This window comes from Pseudomonas sp. MEJ108 (assembly GCF_030208985.1).
GTDB classification, from domain to species: domain Bacteria; phylum Pseudomonadota; class Gammaproteobacteria; order Pseudomonadales; family Pseudomonadaceae; genus Aquipseudomonas; species Aquipseudomonas fragariae.
In genome coordinates this window covers 39,684-59,327 of the sequence record NZ_JARVSW010000011.1, presented here as the reverse complement: position 1 = coordinate 59,327, position 19,644 = coordinate 39,684, and the positions used below count along the sequence as shown (strand labels likewise).

General features: G+C 61.6%; 21 protein-coding genes and 1 riboswitch. Of the genes, 4 read left to right on the top strand and 17 right to left on the bottom strand.

The window, feature by feature from the left end; translation table 11 throughout:
* Positions 1–56 precede the first annotated feature (56 nt).
* Together QRN50_RS05865 and QRN50_RS05860 are read right to left on the bottom strand one after the other, a co-directional pair.
* Positions 57–179, bottom strand: coding sequence for a PA1414 family protein (locus tag QRN50_RS05865; RefSeq protein ID WP_003418154.1), 123 nt, complete (start codon positions 177–179; stop codon positions 57–59).
* 199 nt (positions 180–378) lie between these two features.
* Entirely contained in the window at positions 379–1,743 is a 1,365-nt protein-coding gene (locus QRN50_RS05860) for a DNA recombination protein RmuC (protein WP_177411183.1), read from the bottom strand.
* Between the two features lie 755 nt (positions 1,744–2,498).
* Between QRN50_RS05860 and QRN50_RS05855 the strand changes: the two genes are divergently transcribed.
* From QRN50_RS05855 to QRN50_RS05845, 3 genes are all read left to right on the top strand, one after another.
* Complete coding sequence (locus tag QRN50_RS05855; RefSeq protein ID WP_003404260.1) at positions 2,499–2,804, top strand: hypothetical protein; 306 nt, start codon at positions 2,499–2,501, stop codon at positions 2,802–2,804.
* A gap of 481 nt (positions 2,805–3,285) precedes the next feature.
* Positions 3,286–3,504 carry a hypothetical protein gene (locus QRN50_RS05850; RefSeq protein WP_002554588.1) on the top strand — a complete coding sequence of 73 codons (219 nt, stop codon included), beginning with the start codon at positions 3,286–3,288 and terminating at the stop codon, positions 3,502–3,504.
* Positions 3,505–3,743: 239 nt separating this feature from the next.
* Positions 3,744–5,027, top strand: a complete 1,284-nt coding sequence (locus QRN50_RS05845) for an OmpP1/FadL family transporter (protein ID WP_024652837.1) — start codon at positions 3,744–3,746, stop codon at positions 5,025–5,027.
* Between the two features lie 290 nt (positions 5,028–5,317).
* Here QRN50_RS05845 and QRN50_RS05840 read toward each other — a convergent pair whose 3' ends face one another.
* The 13 genes from QRN50_RS05840 to cobO form a co-directional block, all read right to left on the bottom strand.
* Positions 5,318–5,869: a glutathione peroxidase gene (locus tag QRN50_RS05840; protein ID WP_003404262.1), complete on the bottom strand. Its 552-nt coding sequence runs from the start codon at positions 5,867–5,869 to the stop codon at positions 5,318–5,320.
* Between the two features lie 61 nt (positions 5,870–5,930).
* A complete protein-coding gene (locus QRN50_RS05835; protein ID WP_003404263.1) occupies positions 5,931–6,053 on the bottom strand; it encodes a hypothetical protein in 123 nt (40 codons plus the stop codon).
* Complete coding sequence (locus QRN50_RS05830; protein WP_003434384.1) at positions 6,050–7,258, bottom strand: MFS transporter; 1,209 nt, start codon at positions 7,256–7,258, stop codon at positions 6,050–6,052. The genes QRN50_RS05835 and QRN50_RS05830 overlap by 4 nt, the downstream gene beginning before the upstream one ends.
* A gap of 98 nt (positions 7,259–7,356) precedes the next feature.
* Positions 7,357–8,088 (bottom strand): adenosylcobinamide-GDP ribazoletransferase, encoded by a 732-nt coding sequence (locus tag QRN50_RS05825; protein ID WP_024659854.1) that lies wholly within the window; start codon positions 8,086–8,088, stop codon positions 7,357–7,359.
* A 1-nt stretch (position 8,089) separates the two neighbouring features.
* Complete coding sequence (gene cobC, locus QRN50_RS05820; protein WP_003404266.1) at positions 8,090–8,662, bottom strand: alpha-ribazole phosphatase family protein; 573 nt, start codon at positions 8,660–8,662, stop codon at positions 8,090–8,092.
* Positions 8,659–9,711, bottom strand: a complete 1,053-nt coding sequence (gene cobT / locus QRN50_RS05815; protein ID WP_024659855.1) for a nicotinate-nucleotide--dimethylbenzimidazole phosphoribosyltransferase — start codon at positions 9,709–9,711, stop codon at positions 8,659–8,661. Before cobT ends, cobC begins: the two co-directional genes overlap by 4 nt.
* A complete protein-coding gene (cobU, locus tag QRN50_RS05810) occupies positions 9,708–10,229 on the bottom strand; it encodes a bifunctional adenosylcobinamide kinase/adenosylcobinamide-phosphate guanylyltransferase (protein WP_003404268.1) in 522 nt (173 codons plus the stop codon). Before cobU ends, cobT begins: the two co-directional genes overlap by 4 nt.
* Positions 10,230–11,690 (bottom strand): cobyric acid synthase, encoded by a 1,461-nt coding sequence (locus QRN50_RS05805; RefSeq protein WP_096127225.1) that lies wholly within the window; start codon positions 11,688–11,690, stop codon positions 10,230–10,232. It abuts the gene before it with no gap.
* Positions 11,687–12,691 carry a threonine-phosphate decarboxylase CobD gene (cobD, locus tag QRN50_RS05800; RefSeq protein ID WP_096127224.1) on the bottom strand — a complete coding sequence of 335 codons (1,005 nt, stop codon included), beginning with the start codon at positions 12,689–12,691 and terminating at the stop codon, positions 11,687–11,689. The genes QRN50_RS05805 and cobD overlap by 4 nt, the downstream gene beginning before the upstream one ends.
* Positions 12,684–13,592 carry an adenosylcobinamide-phosphate synthase CbiB gene (cbiB, locus tag QRN50_RS05795; protein WP_011268581.1) on the bottom strand — a complete coding sequence of 303 codons (909 nt, stop codon included), beginning with the start codon at positions 13,590–13,592 and terminating at the stop codon, positions 12,684–12,686. Before cbiB ends, cobD begins: the two co-directional genes overlap by 8 nt.
* The gene (gene bluB / locus QRN50_RS05790) at positions 13,589–14,239 is read right to left on the bottom strand and encodes a 5,6-dimethylbenzimidazole synthase (protein WP_003393740.1); all 651 of its coding nucleotides are present in this window, start codon (positions 14,237–14,239) and stop codon (positions 13,589–13,591) included. Before bluB ends, cbiB begins: the two co-directional genes overlap by 4 nt.
* A complete protein-coding gene (locus QRN50_RS05785) occupies positions 14,236–15,531 on the bottom strand; it encodes a cobyrinic acid a,c-diamide synthase CobB (protein WP_024641137.1) in 1,296 nt (431 codons plus the stop codon). The genes bluB and QRN50_RS05785 overlap by 4 nt, the downstream gene beginning before the upstream one ends.
* A gap of 25 nt (positions 15,532–15,556) precedes the next feature.
* Positions 15,557–16,168 carry a cob(I)yrinic acid a,c-diamide adenosyltransferase gene (cobO, locus tag QRN50_RS05780; RefSeq protein ID WP_096127223.1) on the bottom strand — a complete coding sequence of 204 codons (612 nt, stop codon included), beginning with the start codon at positions 16,166–16,168 and terminating at the stop codon, positions 15,557–15,559.
* A 91-nt stretch (positions 16,169–16,259) separates the two neighbouring features.
* Positions 16,260–16,473: riboswitch (cobalamin riboswitch) on the bottom strand.
* Positions 16,474–16,592: 119 nt separating this feature from the next.
* On the opposite strand from cobO, the gene QRN50_RS05775 reads away from it, so the two are divergent.
* Positions 16,593–17,921 carry a PQQ-dependent sugar dehydrogenase gene (locus QRN50_RS05775; protein ID WP_011268583.1) on the top strand — a complete coding sequence of 443 codons (1,329 nt, stop codon included), beginning with the start codon at positions 16,593–16,595 and terminating at the stop codon, positions 17,919–17,921.
* Positions 17,922–18,249: 328 nt separating this feature from the next.
* On the opposite strand, the gene QRN50_RS05770 is transcribed toward QRN50_RS05775, so the two are convergent.
* Together QRN50_RS05770 and QRN50_RS05765 are read right to left on the bottom strand one after the other, a co-directional pair.
* On the bottom strand, positions 18,250–18,795 hold the full coding sequence (locus QRN50_RS05770) for a C40 family peptidase (protein ID WP_003404277.1): 546 nt from the start codon (positions 18,793–18,795) through the stop codon (positions 18,250–18,252).
* 89 nt (positions 18,796–18,884) lie between these two features.
* Positions 18,885–19,613: a C40 family peptidase gene (locus QRN50_RS05765; protein ID WP_011268584.1), complete on the bottom strand. Its 729-nt coding sequence runs from the start codon at positions 19,611–19,613 to the stop codon at positions 18,885–18,887.
* Between the last annotated feature and the right edge of the window lie 31 nt (positions 19,614–19,644).

Genomic DNA, 19,644 nt, shown 5'->3' with positions numbered 1-19,644 from the left:
CGCCCCGACGAAACTCGACATTCGCATTACCCTGTGGCCAGGGTCAGGCGAGAAGCTTACCGGCGTTGACGGCGACGATCATCATCGGCACGAACCGGAATGGGTTGCAGTTTTGGGCGTTCTATCAAACCCAATGCAACGCCTACATCGTGGAGCCATTCTTGCAGTTTGCTATTCATAGAGCCCCCTTGAGGGAAATACTCGGCAGTCGATCCGTACTCATCACTCACTAGAGATCATAGAAGCAAATGAACTGTTAGCCGAGTGCAACGGGAAACAATTTCCCCGATGGAGTCAATGTGACATTTGTGCAGCGTAGCTTCTAGTCTTTGCGACGGACGGCCTGTTACTGAACATTACGCCGAGCAGTCGTACGGCTCAGTCAGGCGGGCTGATCAGGCCATCATTATCGCTCATCGCCCGCTCCAGCAAATCGGCAGGCAGACTCTTGCTCGCGCGCGCGCCCAGCAGTTTGAGCTGTTCACTGCGGCTGATCAGGTTGCCGCGCCCTTCCGTCAGTTTATTGCGCGCCGCCGAATAGGCCTTGTCCAGCTGTTGCAGGCGGTTGCCGACCTCATCCAGATCCTGAATGAACAACACGAACTTGTCGTACAGCCAGCCTGCCCGCTCGGCGATCTCACGGGCGTTCTGGCTCTGTCGCTCCTGCTTCCACAGGCTGTCAATCACCCGCAAGGTGGCCAGCAGGGTCGTAGGGCTGACAATCACGATGTTGCGGTCGAAGGCTTCCTGAAACAAATTCGGCTCGGCCTGCAGGGCGGCGGAAAAGGCGGCCTCGATAGGCACGAAAAGCAGAACGAAATCCAGACTGTGCAGCCCCTCGAGACGCTTGTAATCCTTGCCCGACAAGCCTTTGACATGGTTACGCAACGACAGTACGTGCTGCTTCAGCGCAGCCTGGCCAATGACCTCATCATCGGCAGACACATATTGCTGGTAGGCCGTCAGGCTGACCTTGGCGTCGACCACCACCTGTTTGTCACCCGGCAACATGATCAACACGTCAGGCTGAAAGCGTTCGCCGTCCGGCCCCTTGAGGCTGATTTGCGTCTGATACTCACGACCCTTTTCAAGCCCGGCATGCTCGAGCACACGCTCCAGGATCAGCTCGCCCCAGTTGCCCTGGGTCTTCTGCCCCTTCAAGGCGCGTGTCAGGTTGGTCGCCTCATCACTCAAACGCTGATTCAACTGCTGCAGACGCTCCAGCTCCTTGGCCAGGGAAAAGCGTTCGCGCGCTTCGTTCTGGTAACTTTCCTCGACACGCTTTTCGAACGACTGGATACGCTCCTTGAGCGGCGTGAGCAATTGGCCCAACTGCTGCTGGCTGGTTTCGGCGAAGCGCTGCTCGCGCTCATCGAAAATCTTGCCCGCCAATTCAGCGAACTGCGCGCGCAGCTCATCCCGGGAACCCTGCAGATCGTTCAGGCGCTGCTGATGGCCATCCTGCTGTTCGCGCAGCTCAGCGTTAAGCGCTGCACACTGCGCATCAAGGCGACGCAACTCTGCCTCTCTGGCGGCACGCTCATGATTCCAGTCCTGTGCCGTTTCGCGTGCGTTATCGCTTTCCTGGCGCAGTAACTCGACCTCGCGGCGCAACGCTGCAAGATCAGCCTGCTTGGCCGCATTGGCCTGACTGAGGTCGCTGACCTCGTCTCGGCACGCGTCCAGCTGGGCATTGAGACCTTCCTGCGCCATTTGCGCCATGCTCAGACGCTCATCGAGCAGTGCGCTCTCGGCCTGACGAGCGGCCAGACGGCGCTGCAGATGCCAGAGCAGAGCCAGCAAGGGCAGCGCTGCTGCGGCGAGCCCCAGTAACAGGCTGTTCAGGTCCAGTGCCATAAAGACTCCATGCGGGCTGAATAATAACGGCCAGCGGCAGTTTGGGTAGGGCGTGCGGATAGTGCAGCAGAAACACCGTCTCGGGCGAGACGAAATCAACAGGCGGGCATAAATCGGGGGAACGGATTGTACGCGTTTTCAGCGCAGCGCACAGCCCCTATTAGGGGGACATTTTCCTCGGGACAATCCACAGAAGCTGTGGATAACTCAGTGGACAACCCCCCTTTAACTTGCGCAAACGCAAGCAGCATGGGGCCTGCGCTCAAACTGACGATTTTTTCACCAGCTAAAAAAAACGATGTTTTTCATTGACTTAATAATTCACCATCATAAATCAAACCCTTAGCTTCGCTTGTGACAGTGATGTGGCAGCTTGTGCCGCTAATGTGCACAACTCCTCATCAAGGCCGTTTTTGGTCATTTCATGCATCATATTTTGCGTGCCCGAACGCATCGCATTCTCAATGAATACAAGGCTTTCAGCAGGTTTTCAGGTGCTGGACCGACATGACTGACGACCCATTTCGCGCATTATTCAGGGCAATGAAAGCGACGCAGGCGACAAATTGCACAAGTTGCGGTCCAAGCACTGGCAAAAATGCACCTCACTCTAATTTACCAACGATTCAGTGAAGGGACCCATGAAGGAGATCGCCAAGTTCTTCCTGCTGTTGTTGGCCGTTTGCCTCGTCGCCCTGGCAGTCAGTATCGTCCTGCCACCCCCGGACGGCGGCGTGTTCGCCTACAGCGTGCTGCTGTCAGCGATCGCCCTGATGCTGATCATCTGCGGTGACCTGAGCAACGGGCGTATCAACGCGACAGGCGATATCATGCGCGCCATCGAAAGCCGCAGGTCGCTGCGGCTTACCGTCGCCGCCTATCTGCTGGGCTGCTCGATGGTGGCGTCAGTCACCGTACTGATTTATCGGCTGGCCGGACACTGGTGAAGATTTGTTCACTGCCACTTGCAATGTTCTGATGGGGCGAGTAATATCGCCGCCGTTAGTACCAAGCTGAAAATCAATTCCGGTCGACAAGTCCCCCGACAGACACTCCTCCATGCGACGAGAATGTTGGCAACAAGGGATCGACCACCTCGATGGTTTCCAGACATGAACCTTTCGCGCTGATTCACCATTTGGGGTGACAGTGCAGTCATGGCTCTCATGCTCTGCTTCAACCAGCCTGCAATTGATCAGGATCTTCACCCGGAGCGTAGAACCTTTGCTCCTGTTGTGTTGCCTGCCCTCCTAAGTACCTACCGGTCAGCCAGAGCGCCATACGATAAAGCGCGCTTCAACTGCCTGTCTTTGTTCCAGTCAGGTTCTCCGCCCAGCCAGGCTTTTGTATCAAATGTCGGCCCGCGTTTACTGGAATCTTTATTTTTGCACGGTATTGTTCCGTGTTGCTTCAGGAAACACCTTGAATATGAATACTCAGACTCAACATGCAATTCACACATTGACCAACGCTTTTGCCCCGATGAACTGCCTGATCATGGCCGCTCGCAAAGGCTGCTTCAGTTTCACCATCGTCAATGAACACGGCATCGCCCGCCACAGCGAACGCCTGTACCCCGATCAGTACGCCAGCGCCGAACCGCTGCAGGCCGTGATCGAGCGTACCCGTCAGGCCCTCATCGCCTGACGAAAACGCTGCACCGCAAGCCGAAAGCCCCGCACTGCAAAGGCGGGGCTTTTTTTATGCGCGCTTTATAACGGCGGCATTACGCAAGGATAAGGCTCTGGGCCTGCGCTAATTCGCAGGTCCTACTCCTGCGGCGGGATTGTCCTACAAGAATAGCTCTAAATCGGGCTCCTCAGCCTATAGCGCGCCATCGAAAATGTTGGTAATTTTCGAGCGGTGAACAACAAGGAGTTCTAATAATGAAAATAATGACAAAAGCACTGAACCGGACAACGCTTGGACTCGCACTGGGTCTGGCTTCTTCTCAACTGCTCGCTGCCGGCTTTGCCCTCAACGAACAAAGCATCAGCGGCATGGGCACCGGCTTTGCAGGTCGCTCCTCGTCAGCCGATGACGCAAGCACCGTATTCGGCAACCCTGCCGGTATGTCCCGCCTCAAACGTGAACAAATCAGCGTGGGTGCAGCTGCCGTGATCGCCAAGACCGATATCGACAACGGTCGTGGCACATTTGGCGGCAGCAACGACGGCGATATGGTTCCGGTGGTCGGCGTACCCATGGGCTATTACGTCAAACCAATCGATGATCACTGGGCATTTGGTCTGGGCGTGTACGTACCGTTCGGCCTGGTCACCGATTACGAAAAAGGCTTCGCTGGCCGCTACTGGGGTGACAAGAGTCACGTCCAGGTCGTGACCTTCCAGCCGACTGTCAGCTATGCATTCAATGACAAGGTGTCCATCGGTTTCGGCCCGACGATCAACCGTATCGACGGTGAACTGACCTCGGCAACATTGAACGCCGCAACACCGGGCCGTAACGACGGCAAAGTGAAGATCGAAGGCGATGACACCGCAATCGGCTTCAATGCCGGTATTCTGGTGCAGGCTACCGACACCACTCGCCTGGGCCTGACTTACCACTCCAAGGTCGATTACAAGCTCAAGGGCAAGACCAAGATCGAAGGTTCGGGTTTCGGTCCTTTCGGCGGCCAGAAGTATGACGCTTCGCTGGATATCTCCACACCCGAGTCCGTGGACTTCTCCATCACCCAGCAGATCGACGAAAACTGGACGGTCTATGCCGGCAGCACCTGGACTCGCTGGAGCCGCCTGCAAGACATCACCGTCAACAACGATGGCGTCCCTGCCTTACTGGGCGGTTCTGCCGGCCCAATCGGCACCATTACTGAAGAGCAGAACTGGCACGACACCTGGGCGCACGCCATCGGTGCTTCGTACAAGGTCAATAAAGAGTGGACGCTGCGTACCGGCTTCTCCGTTGATCAGTCGCCGACCAACAACGTCAACCGCTCCCCTCGCATCCCGACCGGCGATCGCAAGATCATCAGCTTCGGTGCAGGCTGGAGCCCGACCGACGACCTGACCATCGACGTGGCGTACTCGTACCTGCGTGAAGACGAAACCAAGATCCGCGATTCCAGCGCGACCAAAGGTTCGTACAGCGCCGACTACCGTAACACCGCTCACGGCCTGGGCACTTCGGTTACCTATCGCTTCTGATAAGCAACTGCCAGGCTGAAAAAAAGCCCGCAACCCGTAATGGTTGCGGGCTTTTTATTGCGCGCCTTGAGCTCTCAGACCTGCATTGATTGACTAGCGTGCAGATACTCCGCGTCATTAACTGACTATCGTGCCGATGCTCCGCGGCATTAACTGACTATCGTGCCGACGCTCCGCGTCGGCATGCAGTTCTGGACGCTCTGCGTCCTCTATGTGGCGCTCTGCGTGACCCAAGGGTTCTGCGATGCCAGGTCGATTCAGACAAGACTCAAGCCACCCTTTTTTGCCCCCTAAGGCTTAGACGCAATCGCCTTCTCAATGGCCGCGATCAGCTCAGGATCATCCGGCTTGGTCATGCTGGAGAAGTTGGCGATGACCTTGCCCTGACGATCGACCACGTACTTGTAAAAGTTCCAGCGCGGCGCACTGCTCTGCTCGGCCAGTACCTTGAACAGATGGGTCGCATCGTCGCCGCGTACGGCCTGCGGCTCGGTCATGGTGAAAGTCACGCCATAGTTGACGTAACAGACCTTGGCGGTCTCCTCACCATCCTTGGCTTCCTGTTTGAAGTCATTGGACGGCACGCCCAACACCTCGAGCCCCTGCCCCTTGTAGCGCTGACTCAGCGCTTCAAGGCCTTTGAACTGCGGGGCGAAGCCGCAGAAACTGGCAGTATTGACCACCACCAGCGGCTTGCCGGCGAAGCGCTTGCACAGGTCGATGTTTTCCTTGGCGCGCAGCTTGGGCAATTCGCCTTGCAGCAACGGCGGGCAGTCGGCAGCCATGGCAGCACCGCTCATGGCCAGCAGCAAAAGAGGGATCGAAAAAAAGCGAAGTTTCATCATGGCGGCCCTGGATATTGTTGTCTTCTGCCGACACGCTACCGCATGCCGGAGCGTCTGCCTAGCAAGCGCCCATTCCCAGTTGCAGCGCGGCCAGCCCGACATGCTGCCAGGCCCACCAGAGCAACCCCAGCACCACCGCGCCCACCAGCAGCGCCGCCAGCAACGGCCAGCGCCGACTCATGCCAGACTGCCCTGCGCCTGCAAGCGTGCCACCGGGCGCTCGCGCACCGGCCAGTTGAGTGCCGCAGCGAGCAGACTCAGGAGTATCGAGACTTGCCAGATCAGGTCGTAGCTGCCGGTACGGTCATATACCAGCCCGCCCAGCCAGCCACCGAGGAAGGCGCCTAACTGGTGAAACAAAAAGACAATGCCGCCCAGCATCGACAGGTTGCGCACACCGAACAGTGTCGCGACCGTACCGTTGGTCAGCGGCACGGTGGACAGCCACAGCAAGCCCATCGCCACGCCGAACAGATACGCTGTGGTCTGGCTCAAGGGTATCCACAGAAACAACACGATCACCACCGCGCGCAACAGGTAAAGCACGGTCAGCAGCCGGGGCTTGGACATGCGCCCGCCAAGCCAGCCTGCGGTGTAGGTGCCGAAGATATTGAACAGGCCGATCAGGGCCAGCACTGTAGTGCCGACCTTGGCGGGCAGGTGCTGATCCACCAGATACGCCGGTAAGTGCACGCCAATGAATACCACTTGAAAGCCGCAGACGAAGAACCCCAGTGCCAGCAGCCAGAACCCCGAATGCGAGCACGCTTCACGCAGCGCCTCGCCGAGGGTCAGCTCGACGCCGGTGGATACGCTCGGCGTATCCTTGAGCATGCCCACCAGAGGCAGGATCAACGCCACCATCACGCCCAGCACCAGCAAGGCGCCGGACCAGCCCAGCCAGCTGATCAGGCCCAATGTACCGGGCAGCATGGCGAACTGACCGAATGAGCCGGCTGCGCTGGCGATACCCATGCCCATACTGCGTTTTTCCGCAGGCAGCGCACGCCCCACGACCCCCAGGATGACCGAAAACGATGTACCGGACAGGCCGATACCGATCAGCAGACCGGCGCTCAATGAAAGGCTGAGGGAAGAATCGGCGGTACTCATGCACAACAGACCTGCGGCATACAGCACACCGCCGACGAAGACGACTTTCGCCGCCCCGAATCGATCTGCCAGCGCCCCGGCGAAGGGCTGTGCCAGGCCCCACATCAGATTCTGCAGAGCGATGGCAAAGGCAAAGACTTCGCGTCCCCAGCCAAACTCGGCGCTCATGGGCGCCAGAAACAGACCGAAGCCGTGCCGCGTACCGAGTGAAAGCGCAAGAATCAGCGCACTCCCCAGCAGAACCCAGCCACTGGTACGCCAGATCGATGTCATGGTTGAGCTCCCTGCGCTGTGTGTTACATGGTTTTACCCGCGATTGGCGAAGCTACGCGCTGCCGATAAAAGCTGTCAACAAAGCGTTGCGCAGGGTCTCAAAGCAGCGCCAGCGTCAGCAGCACCGCCAACTCCAGCAGCTCGAGCAATGCCCCGGCTGTATCACCGGTGCATCCGCCCAGACGGCGCATCATCAGCTGCCGCAGCCAGAAGAAACAGACGGCGCAGACCAGCAATACGGCTACCCCCGACCAGCCGGCGAGCAGCACGCACGCAATGGCGGTGGCGAGCAAAACCTTGCGTCCAGGGCCGCGCGGCAGGTGATCGGCCAACGCCTGCCCCAGCCCGCCGGAACGCACATACGGCGTCCCCAGAAACAGCCCAAGCATGGCCGCGCGCCCGATCACCGGAGCCAACAGCAGCCAGACGCTGGCATGGCTCTCGATCAGCGCCAGAATCGCAGCAAACTTGAGCAGCAGCACCAGGACCAGCGTGACCACGGCGATAGGCCCGCTGCGTGGGTCTTTCATGATCTTCAAGGTGCGTTCACGGTCACCGAAGCCGCCCAGCCAGGCGTCAGCACTGTCGGCCAGACCGTCCAGATGCAGGCCGCCGCTGAGCAACACCCAGGCAGTGAGTACCAGCGCGGCGTGCAGCATCAGCGGCGCACCACTGAGCAGCGTGTTGAAGCCCAGCAGCAGCGTGCCGAACACCGCCCCCACCAACGGGTAGAACAGCAAGGAACGCCCCAGCTCTTCAGGGCGCGGCATGCCAGGCAGTCTGATCGGCAGGCTGCCGAGAAATTGCAGGGCAATCCAGAACGGCAGCATCTCAGACCTCCGTGAGTACGCGATCAGCAGCGACCTGAATCGACAACAGCGCGCCATGCCCGACCACCACCTGCAACAGTTGCTCACGCGGCAGGCCACGCGCCTGCGCCAACAGCAGGCGCATGACACCGCCATGACTGACCAGCAACACGCGCTCACCGGCATAAGCCTGATGCAGACGCTCAACGGCACTCAATACCCGGTTCGAGAAATCCACTACCGGCTCGCCATTGGGAGGTGTGAAGGCATAAGGATCCGCCCAGAACAGACCCAGGCCCTCAGCATCGGTTTCCATGAGTTGCGCAGGGCTGTGCCCTTCCCAGTCGCCGAAATGCAGCTCCTGCAAGCCGGGCTCCAGGTGCAGGGGCAACGACAAGCGCTGCGCCAGCTCTTCGGAGAAACGTGCGCAACGTTGCAGCGGCGAGCTGACAATCCGCGTCCACGGTCCGCCACCGGCCACTGCCGCACGCATCTGCTGCCAGCCAGGCTCGGTCAGGGCGTCGTCGATGCTGCCGCGCAGGCCGCCGCCCCGTTCGGTTTCGCCGTGCCGCAACAAGTCCAGGTGCAAGGTCATGCGGGGCGGTCCGCCACAGCCGCTTCGGCAAATGTCGCCATGCCGTTGTGCAGCTCGCACGCCAGGCGCACCAGCGGTACTGCCAGTGCGGCACCACTGCCCTCGCCCAGACGCAAACCGAGGTCCAGCAACGGTTCGGCCTGCAGCGTTTCCAGCAGATGCCGATGGCCCGGTTCGGCGCCCCGATGACCGAACAGCAGCCAGTTGCGGCAGGAAGGGTTCAGGCGTACCGCCACCAGCGCGGCCACGCTGCAAATGAAACCGTCGACCAGTACCGCAATTCCTTCCTGCGCGCAGGCCAGGTACGCACCGGCCAGTGCGGCGATTTCGAAGCCGCCCAGGCAGAACAGGCTGTTTAACGGGTCACCGGCCTGCTCGGCGTGCAAGGCCAGTGCGCGCTCAATGACGCGCGTCTTGTGCTGAATACCCTCGGCGTTCAGCCCGGTGCCCGGCCCGACCAGCAATGGCGCGGCGCACTCCAGCAGCGAGCAGGCGACTGCGCTGGCGGCTGTGGTGTTGCCGATGCCCATCTCGCCACCGATGAACAGTTCAGTGCCGACAGCCTTGGCGCGCAATACGCTGTCACGCCCGGCCTGCAGGGCGGCGAGTCCCTGCTCGACACTCATGGCCGGCCCCTGTACAAAATTGGCGGTGCCCGCGCCAATGCGCAGATGGCGCACCCCGGGCAGGTCCATTGGCGACACGGTGCCCAGATCGACCACGTCCAGTTGTGCGGAGAGCTGACGCGCCAGCACGCTGATCGCGGCGCCGCCATTGACGAAGTTGTGCAGCATCTGCCCGGTGACTTCCTGTGGGTACGCCGACACGCCCTCTGCGACGACCCCATGATCAGCGGCAAAAATCGCGATCCACAGTTGATCGACGGCCGGACGCTCACGTCCCTGCAGACCGGCCAGTTGCACCGCCAGGCGCTCCAGTTGCGCCAGTGATCCGGCGGGTTTGGTCAGTTGCTGCTGACGGGCCAGTGCCGCCTCGCGCATCGGCACATCAATAGCCTGTGCAGGCTTGAGCCACCAGGAATTACTCATAGCGCGGTTCCTTTCAACGTCAGGGGCAAGCCGGCAACGGTCAACACGACACGCTGGCAACGCTCGGCCAGCGCTTGATGCAACAGGCCGGCTTCATCGACATAGCGACGGGTCAGTTCGCCGAGCGGCACGACGCCAAGCCCGGTTTCGTTGCTGACAAAAATGATTTCACCCGGCAGCCCGGCGAGGCTGTCGAGCAGGGATTCACGCTCTTGAAGCAAGCGCTCGGGGTTGTCGAGCATCAGCAGATTGGTCAGCCAGAGAGTCAGGCAATCGACCAGCAGGCAGCAATCGGGCGCCGCCTTTTCGCGCAGCACCCGCGCCAGCTCGATCGGTTCTTCGACCAATCCCCAGTGCTCGGGACGGCGTGCGCGATGGCTGGCAACACGCTGATTCATTTCGCCGTCCAGCGGCTGACTGGTAGCGATGTAGGTCACCTTCAGTGCACTGTCGGCGGCCAGTTTTTCCGCCAGGCGACTCTTGCCGGAACGCGCGCCGCCGAGGATCAATTGCAGCATTCAGTTCGCCTCCAGGCCACACAGTTCGCGAAGCAATGGGCCGTCCAGATGCTTTTCCACCAGGTCCGCCAGACGTTCGATGTCACGCTCGCGCAGGGCGTGATAATCGACGGACTGCACGTTCGCCAACCCCGCCCAGCGCAGCAACGCGCTACACGCAGCAGGTGATTCGAACAGGCCGTGCAGGTAAGTCCCCAGCACCTGCCCGTCGGCACTCTGCGCGCCATCGCAACGCCCATCGTCCAGTTGCACGGCAGCCTGCTCCAGCGCCGGCCCTGTCGTTACGCCGGCATGAATTTCGTAACCGCTGACCTCGGCATCTTCCAGGGTCAGACGACCGCGCACATTGCGCAGTTGCTTTTCCGCTTCCAGCACCGTGCTCATGGCCAGCAAGCCGAACCCGGCACTGGACCCGGCTGCGCCTTCCAGCCCGAGTGGATCGTGTACCTGCTCACCGAGCATTTGCAGGCCGCCGCAGATGCCCATCAGCTTGCCGCCGTAACGCAAATGCCGAGCGATGGCGGTGTCCCAGCCATTGTTGCGCAGGTAGTTCAGATCGCTGCGCACGCTCTTGGAGCCGGGCAGAATGATCAGGTCCGCAGGAGGAATCGCCTTGCCGGGCCCGATGAATTGCAGATTGACCTGAGGGTGCAGGCGCAACGGGTCGAAGTCGGTGTGATTACTGATGCGAGGCAGCACCGGGACCACCACGTTCAGCACATGCTCGACCTTGTCGGTCTGACGCTGGTCCAGGCCGTCTTCGGCCTCCAGGTGCAGATCCATCACATAGGGCAGCACGCCAACCACCGGCTTGCCGGTGCGTGCTTCCAGCCAGTCCAGGCCCGGCTGCAACAAGGCGATGTCGCCACGAAAACGGTTGATGATGAAACCCTTGACCCGCGCCTGCTCGCTGGGCGACAGCAACTCGAGCGTGCCGACCAGATGGGCGAACACCCCGCCACGATTGATGTCGGCAATCAGCAGCACCGGGCAGTCGACCGCCTCGGCAAAACCCATGTTGGCGATATCGTTGGCGCGCAGGTTGATCTCGGCCGGAGAACCCGCGCCCTCGACCACAATCACCGGATAGCTCTCACCCAGGCGCCGATGCGACTCCAGCACCGCTTGCATGGCGATCTCTTTATAGCCGTGATACGCCACCGCGTTCATGGTGGTCACGGCGCGGCCGTGAATGATCACCTGCGCGCCGGTGTCACTGTTGGGCTTGAGCAGCACCGGGTTCATGTCGGTGTGCGGTTCGAGGTAGCACGCCTGCGCCTGCACCGCCTGTGCGCGGCCGATCTCGCCGCCGTCTGCGGTCACCGCGCTGTTGAGCGCCATGTTCTGCGGCTTGAACGGCACGACCTTGACGCCCTGACGAGTCAACCAGCGGCACAGGGCCGTTACCAGAGTGCTCTTGCCGGCATCGGAGGTGGTGCCTTGTACCATCAGTGTGCTCATGGGTATTCCTTGCGGTATTCAAGCAGAACATCGTGCAGCCGCAGCCAGTCGGCCTCGTCGCAGGGCAAGCCAAAACGCAGACTGGACGACTCGGGGGAATCACCCTTGAACAGGCGCAGCAGCACGCCACGCAGCGCACAAAACTCATAGAGCGTCTGCGCTTCAGGGGTCACCAGCCATTGAAACAGCGCACAGCCGCCTTGCGGGGTCAGGGCGTACTGGTCGAGCAGCGCCACCAGCCGGTCGCGGGCCTGCTCACAGCGCTCACGCTGACGCGCCTGCCCCTGCTGATCGCTGAGGCACACCTGACCGATGATGCGGGTTGGCCCACTGACCGACCAGGGGCCGATTTCCTGCGCCAGCATCCTCAACAGCACCGGTTCGGCCATGACAAAACCGAGCCTGACGCCGGCCAGGCCGAAAAACTTGCCAAACGAACGCAGGACGATCAACCCGGTGCGCCACGTCTCGGCCGCCAGGCTCATGCCCGGCGTGTTATCCATGAACGCTTCATCGACGACCAGCCAGCCACCGCGCTCGGCCAGTCGCGCATGCCACTCCAGCAGGCGCTCGGCGCTCAGGTGCAGGCCGGTCGGGTTGTTGGGGTTGACCACCACCAGCACGTCCAGGCTGTCGAGGAAGTATTCGACCTCCTGCTCACCCACCTCACGCACCACGAAACCGTTCTTGCGCCAGGCATGCGCGTGCTCTGCGTAGCAGGGCGACAGAACGCCGACCCGCCCTGCGCTGCGCACCCGCGGCAGCGCCTGAATCGCAGCCTGCGAACCGGACACCGGCAATAGCCGGGTCACGCCGTAATAAGTGCAGGCCGCCGCCTCCAGACCATCGCCGGTCTCGGGCAACCGCGCCCAGGCACGCGTCGGGATCTCCGGGATGGGCCACGACCAGGGTGCGATCCCGGTGGACAGGTCCAGCCAGTCGGCCAGATGGATACCGTAATGCTGCGCCGCCGCGCGCAACCGCCCGCCGTGCTCAAGCATAAAATTCAGCCGCCACGCAGATGACCAGCAGCCATAACCACACGCCGCGCTGCACCAGTTGCCAGCCGCGATCGATCGAGTCCGCATCGGCAGGCGCCCCCTCGCCCAGTTGCGGACGCTGATGCAGCTCGCCGTGATAGATCGCCGCACCACCCAGTTCGACACCCAGCGCGCCTGCGCCAGCGGCCATCACCGGACCGGCATTCGGGCTGTCCCAGGCCGGGGCCTGTGTGCGCCAGCAACGCAGCGCCAGTCGGGTCTTGCCCAGTAAGGCGTAGGTCAATGCCACAAGACGTGCTGGAATATAGTTGAGCAGATCGTCGATCTTCGCCGCAGCCCAGCCAAAACGCTCAAAGCGCTCGTTGCGATAGCCCCACATGGCGTCCAGCGTATTGCTCAGCCGGTACAGCACCACGCCGGGCGCACCGGCCACCATGAACCAGAACAGCGCAGCGAACACCGCATCGCTGCCGTTCTCCAGCACCGACTCGGTGGCTGCGCGGGCGACTTCGGTAGCGTCCAGCTCAGTGGTCTGGCGACTGACCAGATAACCGACGCGCTGACGTGCTTCGATCAGATCATCACTGCGCAGCGCTTGCGCCACCGGCTGAACGTGCTCGCCCAGGCTGCGCATGCCCAGCGCGCAATACAGCGCCAGAATCTCGAACAGCCAGCCCACGCCAGGCAACCAGCTCAGCAGCGTGGCCAGCAACGTCAGCGGCACAACGGTGATGACCCAGGCGGTAACGCCGTGACTGCGCCAGCCACGGCCGCCACTGTTGAAACGCTGCTCGACCCGACTGGCGAAGTTGCCGAACGCCACCAGCGGATGCCATCGTTTCGGCTCACCGAGCAGCGCATCCAGCGCGACCCCGGCGACGCTCAGCAGCGCCACACTCATTGACTCACTCCCCATTGATTCTCGTACAGCAACTCATGCAGCGGACGCGCCTGCGCCCAGCCTTCCATCACTAGCATTGGCGCAGGATAAAATTCCTTGACCGGGCCCAGGCAAATGATCGCCAGCGGCTTGGCGCCGTCGGGCATGCCCAGCAGTTCGGCCAGTGCCTCGGGGTCGAACAGCGACACCCAGCCCATGCCCAGGCCTTCTGCTCGCGAGGCCAGCCACAGGTTCTGGATCGCGCAGGACAGCGAAGCCATGTCCATTTCCGGCAAGGTGCGCCGGCCGAAAATGTGTTGCTCACGCCCTTCCATCAGCGCGGCGACCAGCACTTCTGCACAGTCGTTGATGCCTTCGACCTTGAGCTTCATGAATTCGTCGGTGCGCTCACCCAGCGCCTCGGCGGTCCGGATACGCTCTTCCTCTACCTGCGCCTGCATCCTGCCGCGCAATAGCGGGTCGCTGATGCGGATGAAGCGCCATGGCTGCATCAGCCCGACGCTGGGAGCCTGATGCGCAGCCTCCAGCACGCGTGCCAGCAGCTCGGGCGCGACCGTGCCGCCGATGAAGTGGCGCATGTCGCGACGTTCGGCGATGGCGCGGTACACCGCAGCCCGCTCTTCGGGGCTGAACGCTTGCTCGGTCATGGTTTGAACAGCGCCGCGATCGCCCGGGGGCAGGAAGGAAAATAGAAATGCACGTAGGACGCGGTCAGGCGACCCAGGCGATAGACCGCTTCTGCGCCGCGCCCGCCATTGGGGCTGACACCACGCGCAATCGGCTGCAGCTCGGTGCTGGTCAGCGAATGGTGATAAGTGTGACCGTGCAGCGTGCCCTCGGGCAGCTCGACGGCTTGCAAGGCCAGCGCGGCCAGACGCTTCTGCATGACCGCTTCACCGGACAGCAAGCCGACCAGTTCGGCGCGCACGCCCTCGACATCGGTCAGGGCTTCGAGCAAATAGAGCATGCCGCCGCACTCGGCGAGAATCGGCTTGCCGGCAATATGGTGAGCCCTGATCGAAGCCTGCATCGTGCCATTGGCAGCCAGCGCGACGTGGTGCAGCTCCGGGTAGCCACCGGGCAGGTACAGGCTGTCGGCGTCGGGCAGCTCGCGATCATGGATCGGCGAGAAGAAGCTCAGCTCGGCGCCCATGTTCCTCAGCAGGTCCAGGCTCGCGCCGTACAGAAAGGCAAAGGCCTCGTCGCGCGCGATGGCGATGCGGATGCCGCGCAGCAGCGGCTCGACCTGAACCGGGTCGGGCGCAGTAAAGGTCACGGCCGGCGGCAAGGCCACTTCACAGGTGCTGGCCAGCGCCGCAGCCGCCATGTCCAGACGCACGTCCAGATCGTTGAGCTCACTGGCCTGGACCAGCCCCAGATGGCGGCTGGGCAGTTCGAAGCCGACTTCCCGGGACAGTGCGCCGTACCAGCGCAGGCCTTCGGTCAGGCTGTTCTCCAGCAACTGCGCATGGCGTACCGTGCCGACGCGATTGGCCAGCACGCCGGCGAACGGCAGATCAGGCTGATAGCGCGCCAGGCCCAGCGCCAGTGCGCCAAACGTCTGCGCCATGGCCGTGCCGTCGATCACACCGAGTACCGGCACGCCAAAATGCCGGGCCAGGTCGGCGCTCGACGGCGTGCCATCGAACAGCCCCATGACCCCTTCGATCAGAATCAGGTCGGCCTCGTCAGCCGCCTCCCACAACAGGCGACGGCTTTCATCGGCACCGACCATCCACATGTCCAGTTGATAGACCGGCGCGCCACTGGCCCGCTCGAGAATCATCGGGTCGAGGAAGTCCGGGCCGCACTTGAACACCCGGACCTTGCGCCCCTGGTTGCGGTGCAGGCGTGCCAGTGCAGCGGTCACCGTGGTTTTGCCTTGCCCGGAGGCCGGCGCAGCGATCAATACCGCCGGACAATCACGCGGGGCTCTCATTGCAATGCGCTCAATGATGAAGGGTTCACAGCTCGATACCTTTCTGCGCACGAATACCGGCCTGAAACGCGTGCTTGACCACGCCGATCTCGGAAACAGTATCGGCCAGGTCGATCAATTCGGCCTTGGCACCGCGGCCAGTCACCAATACGTGCTGCATCGGCGGACGTGCCTGCAGGTCGCTCAGCACCTGTTCGAGGTCGAGGTAGCCATGTTTGAGGGCGATGTTCAGTTCGTCGAGTACCACCAGACCAATGGCCGGATCGCGAAGCATTTCCTGAGACACGGCCCAGGCGGCCTCAGCGGCCGCGATGTCACGCTGGCGATCCTGGGTTTCCCAGGTGAAGCCCTCGCCCATCACGTGATAGCGCACCTGCTCGGGGAAACGGCGGAAAAACATTTCTTCGCCCGTGCTGTTGCGGCCCTTGATGAACTGCACCACGCCACACTGCATGTCGTGGCCCATGGCCCGGGCGAGCATGCCGAACGCCGAGCTGCTCTTGCCCTTGCCATTGCCGGTCAATACCAGCAGCAGGCCGCACTCGTTGGGCGAGCTGGCAATACGCTGGTCCATGAAGACTTTCTTGCGCTGCATGCGCGCCAGATGGCGTTCGTCGCGTTCGGGGGATTCGTTCATCTGGGTTCTCCGCTCGGGGCAGGCGACAACAGACGGAAGGACAGCACTGGACAGCACGGCAACGCCCTGCACAGAACATCACCCTCCGTGATGTCATTGAATGATTCAGGCCGGTCTCCGGGCTCATGAGCGGGTCACCCCGGCTGCGCGCCTTCCCATGTCGAAACACAGTGGCGTCAGGCACAGCCTTGACTCATTTACCGTTGCGGGGGCAGCGCCGGGATCGGATCTGTCGACCCACACCGGCTTCCCTGTTTCACTCTGCCAATCGAGGATTGCAGAGCACCTGAAACAAACCGCGAAGGGTAGAGGGTTGGACCGGGAGCGTCAATCGACACCGTCGCCGCGGAACGTGATTGAACCTAGCGGGTTGGCGGTGCCTCTATCAGTTACTGGACCACGCCTTTGTTAATGGAGATCGAAAATGTTCAAACTCAGACCCCACTACGCAGTGTTGCTGCTGGTCGCCGGCGGCCTCGCTGCCTGCGGCGAGTCGTCGAGCCTGCAAGTCTCGGATGGAACAGGCCCCTCGCCCAAGCTGCCGGAGCCCAACAAGACGCTGATTCCGACCGTCAACATCGCCCCTGCCGTAGGCTGGGAAAAAGGCGCCAGGCCGGTCGCCGCGCCGGGCACACAAGTGGCTGCGTTCGCCGAGAACCTCGACCACCCGCGCTGGCTGTATGTGTTGCCCAACGGTGACGTGCTGGTAGCAGAAACCAATTCCCCCGCCAAACCGGATGATTCCAAAGGCATTCGCGGCTGGGTGATGGAAAAAGTCATGGGCCGCGCCGGTGCCGGTGTGCCCAGCGCCAACCGCATCACCTTGCTGCGTGACGTGGACAAGGACGGTGTGGCAGAGACCCGCACGGTTTTCCTGCAAAACCTCAATTCGCCGTTCGGCATGACCCTGGTGGGCAACAAGCTGTATGTCGCCGACACTGACCGCCTGATCAGCTTCCCGTATGAATCCGGGCAGACCTCGATCAGCGCGCAAGCGACCAAAGTGGTCGACCTGCCGGGCGGTACGCTCAATCACCACTGGACCAAGAACGTCATCGCCAGCAAGGATGGCAGCAAGCTGTACGTGACCGTGGGCTCCAACAGTAACGTGGCCGAGAACGGCATGGACAAGGAAGAAGGTCGTGCGGCGATCTGGGAAGTGGACGCGGCCACCGGCAACCACCGGATCTTCGCGTCCGGCCTGCGCAACCCCAACGGCATGGATTGGGAACCGAAGACCGGCAAGCTGTGGACGGCGGTCAACGAGCGCGACGAGATCGGCAGCGATCTGGTGCCTGACTACGTGACCTCGGTGCAGGACGGCGCATTCTACGGCTGGCCTTACAGCTATTACGGCCAGCACGTCGACGAGCGCGTCAAGCCGCAGAACCCGGCACTGGTCGCCAAGGCGATTGCCCCGGATTACGCAGTCGGTCCGCACACCGCTTCGCTGGGCCTGGTGTTCGCCGACGGCAAGACACTGGCTGCGCCGTTCAACGAGGGCCTGTTCATCGGCCAGCACGGCTCCTGGAACCGCAAACCGCACAGCGGCTACAAGGTGGTGTTCATTCCATTCAGCGGCGGCAAACCCAACGGCACACCGGTCGATGTGTTGACCGGCTTCCTCAACAAGGATGAAAAAGCCATGGGTCGCCCGGTTGGCGTGGTCAATGACCAGCGCGGCGGATTGCTGGTGGCCGACGATGTCGGCAACAAGATCTGGCGCGTGACATCCGCCAAGGCTGCTCAGTAACGCCGAGCGTAGAGGTTTGACGCAGAGCGTCGCACGATAGTTGAGATCATCGCTCCCTACGCTCCAGCACTCGGCGTTACACACAAGTCCTGGAGAGCCCGGAATACGTGCCTTTCAGGGTTCTGCCCGAAGGGCGTAGGAGCGAACTTGTTCGCGAAGGCGGTGTTTCAGAAGATGCATTTTCGGCGATCATACCGGCCCTTTCGCGAACAAGTTCGCTCCTACGGCCTACGGCCAGAATCTAAAGTAACGTTGAGCGCTCCGCGTGGGCGTGGGCATGCAGTTCTGGACGCTCATGAGCGCGCGCAGAGCAATCAGCGCGAAGCGCTTAAGGCCGATTCTGCGCCAGGCTGGCGGGCTGAATCACGCGCTTGGCGTTGAGGTAGGCTCTCTGCCAGTAAGGCTTGTCGAGGCTGTCGAGCTTGACCGTGCCGCCGGTGGCCGGCGCATGCACGAAGCGGCCTTCGCCGACATAGATCCCGGCGTGGGACACCTGAGAACCGCCCGATGTGGCGAAGAACACCAGATCACCTGACTGCAATTGCTCGCGACGAATATTCGGTGCGCCCATCACGATCATCTCGCGTGTGGAACGCGGCAGGGAAATGCCCGCCGCATCACGATAGACATAGCCTATAAGACCGCTGCAATCGAAACCGGAGTCAGGCGTGTTGCCGCCCCAGCGATAAGGCGTGCCAACCAGCCCCAACGCACGAAACAGCACGTCTTCGGCAGCCGGAGAAAGAATCTGGGGAGGTGCAGTGACCACCGGACGCTGAACGATCCGGGGCGCTTTGGGCGGAGGCGGCGCGCTGGCGCAGGCACCGAGCAACGCAGCAACAGAGATGACTAACAGGCGCAACGCAATCGACATAACCACAACAACCTATCCGGATGCGGCTTACGCTGCCGAGAAGCTCAAAAACGCAGAAAGACCCGAAGGTCTTGTACTGCGCGTTCTATTTATTTACGCCGCTTGGGCGCGGTCTTGACTGTAGTCGAAGTCATCGCCGTTGTCTGCGTGACTTCAGGTGTCGATTTTACTGCAACAGTACCCGGGGCCATCGCCAGAGGCCGCTTGGCCTCGATGAAGGTCTTGCTCCAGTAGGCGTCATCGAGGCTGTCGATGCGCACACCGCCGCTGCGGCGACTGCTGGAGTGGATGAACTGCCGATTACCGGCGTAGATCGCTGCATGGCTGACCTGACCGCGACCGCGAGTACTGAAGAACAGCACATCGCCCGGCTGAAGCTTGTTGCGCGCCACCAGAGGTGCGTTGACGTTGATCATTTCACGCGTGGAACGTGGCAGGCTCATGCCGGCCTCTTCGCGAAACAGATAACCGATGAAGCCGCTGCAATCGAAACCCGAAGAAGTCGACGTGCCGCCGAACTTGTAGCGTGTGCCGATCAGCGACTTGCCACGCTCCAGGATGCTGTCGGCCAGGGCCGGCAGTTGGTAAGACTTGTTATCAGCGAACTGGGACAGTTCGTCTTCGGTAGCGAGCTCGTCCTGCAGGACTGCCGCGTCGGCGCGACGGGCTGCGGACTGGGCATTTGCATTGATTGCGCTCTGATAGCGTGGAACTGGCTGGGCCTGTTCCTGCTGTGCGACCGGCATATTGGCCGAGCAACCGAAGAGAAATGTAACGAGTGCGAGAGGCACGAGGGGTGCGAAGCGAACAACTTGCATGGGCACAACCGTGGCTGACTAGTTAAGATGG

Bases quoted from the DNA above. Each gene is read 5' to 3' on its own strand.
- QRN50_RS05865 (WP_003418154.1), bottom strand. From the start codon at position 179: ATGAATAGCAAACTGCAAGAATGGCTCCACGATGTAGGCGTTGCATTG.
- QRN50_RS05855 (WP_003404260.1), top strand. From the start codon at position 2,499: ATGAAGGAGATCGCCAAGTTCTTCCTGCTGTTGTTGGCCGTTTGCCTC.
- QRN50_RS05850 (WP_002554588.1), top strand. From the start codon at position 3,286: ATGAATACTCAGACTCAACATGCAATTCACACATTGACCAACGCTTTT.
- QRN50_RS05845 (WP_024652837.1), top strand. From the start codon at position 3,744: ATGAAAATAATGACAAAAGCACTGAACCGGACAACGCTTGGACTCGCA.
- QRN50_RS05840 (WP_003404262.1), bottom strand. From the start codon at position 5,869: ATGAAACTTCGCTTTTTTTCGATCCCTCTTTTGCTGCTGGCCATGAGC.
- QRN50_RS05835 (WP_003404263.1), bottom strand. From the start codon at position 6,053: ATGAGTCGGCGCTGGCCGTTGCTGGCGGCGCTGCTGGTGGGCGCGGTG.
- QRN50_RS05830 (WP_003434384.1), bottom strand. From the start codon at position 7,258: ATGACATCGATCTGGCGTACCAGTGGCTGGGTTCTGCTGGGGAGTGCG.
- QRN50_RS05825 (WP_024659854.1), bottom strand. From the start codon at position 8,088: ATGCTGCCGTTCTGGATTGCCCTGCAATTTCTCGGCAGCCTGCCGATC.
- cobC (WP_003404266.1), bottom strand. From the start codon at position 8,662: ATGACCTTGCACCTGGACTTGTTGCGGCACGGCGAAACCGAACGGGGC.
- cobT (WP_024659855.1), bottom strand. From the start codon at position 9,711: ATGAGTAATTCCTGGTGGCTCAAGCCTGCACAGGCTATTGATGTGCCG.
- cobU (WP_003404268.1), bottom strand. From the start codon at position 10,229: ATGCTGCAATTGATCCTCGGCGGCGCGCGTTCCGGCAAGAGTCGCCTG.
- QRN50_RS05805 (WP_096127225.1), bottom strand. From the start codon at position 11,690: ATGAGCACACTGATGGTACAAGGCACCACCTCCGATGCCGGCAAGAGC.
- cobD (WP_096127224.1), bottom strand. From the start codon at position 12,691: ATGCTTGAGCACGGCGGGCGGTTGCGCGCGGCGGCGCAGCATTACGGT.
- cbiB (WP_011268581.1), bottom strand. From the start codon at position 13,592: ATGAGTGTGGCGCTGCTGAGCGTCGCCGGGGTCGCGCTGGATGCGCTG.
- bluB (WP_003393740.1), bottom strand. From the start codon at position 14,239: ATGACCGAGCAAGCGTTCAGCCCCGAAGAGCGGGCTGCGGTGTACCGC.
- QRN50_RS05785 (WP_024641137.1), bottom strand. From the start codon at position 15,531: ATGAGAGCCCCGCGTGATTGTCCGGCGGTATTGATCGCTGCGCCGGCC.
- cobO (WP_096127223.1), bottom strand. From the start codon at position 16,168: ATGAACGAATCCCCCGAACGCGACGAACGCCATCTGGCGCGCATGCAG.
- QRN50_RS05775 (WP_011268583.1), top strand. From the start codon at position 16,593: ATGTTCAAACTCAGACCCCACTACGCAGTGTTGCTGCTGGTCGCCGGC.
- QRN50_RS05770 (WP_003404277.1), bottom strand. From the start codon at position 18,795: ATGTCGATTGCGTTGCGCCTGTTAGTCATCTCTGTTGCTGCGTTGCTC.
- QRN50_RS05765 (WP_011268584.1), bottom strand. From the start codon at position 19,613: ATGCAAGTTGTTCGCTTCGCACCCCTCGTGCCTCTCGCACTCGTTACA.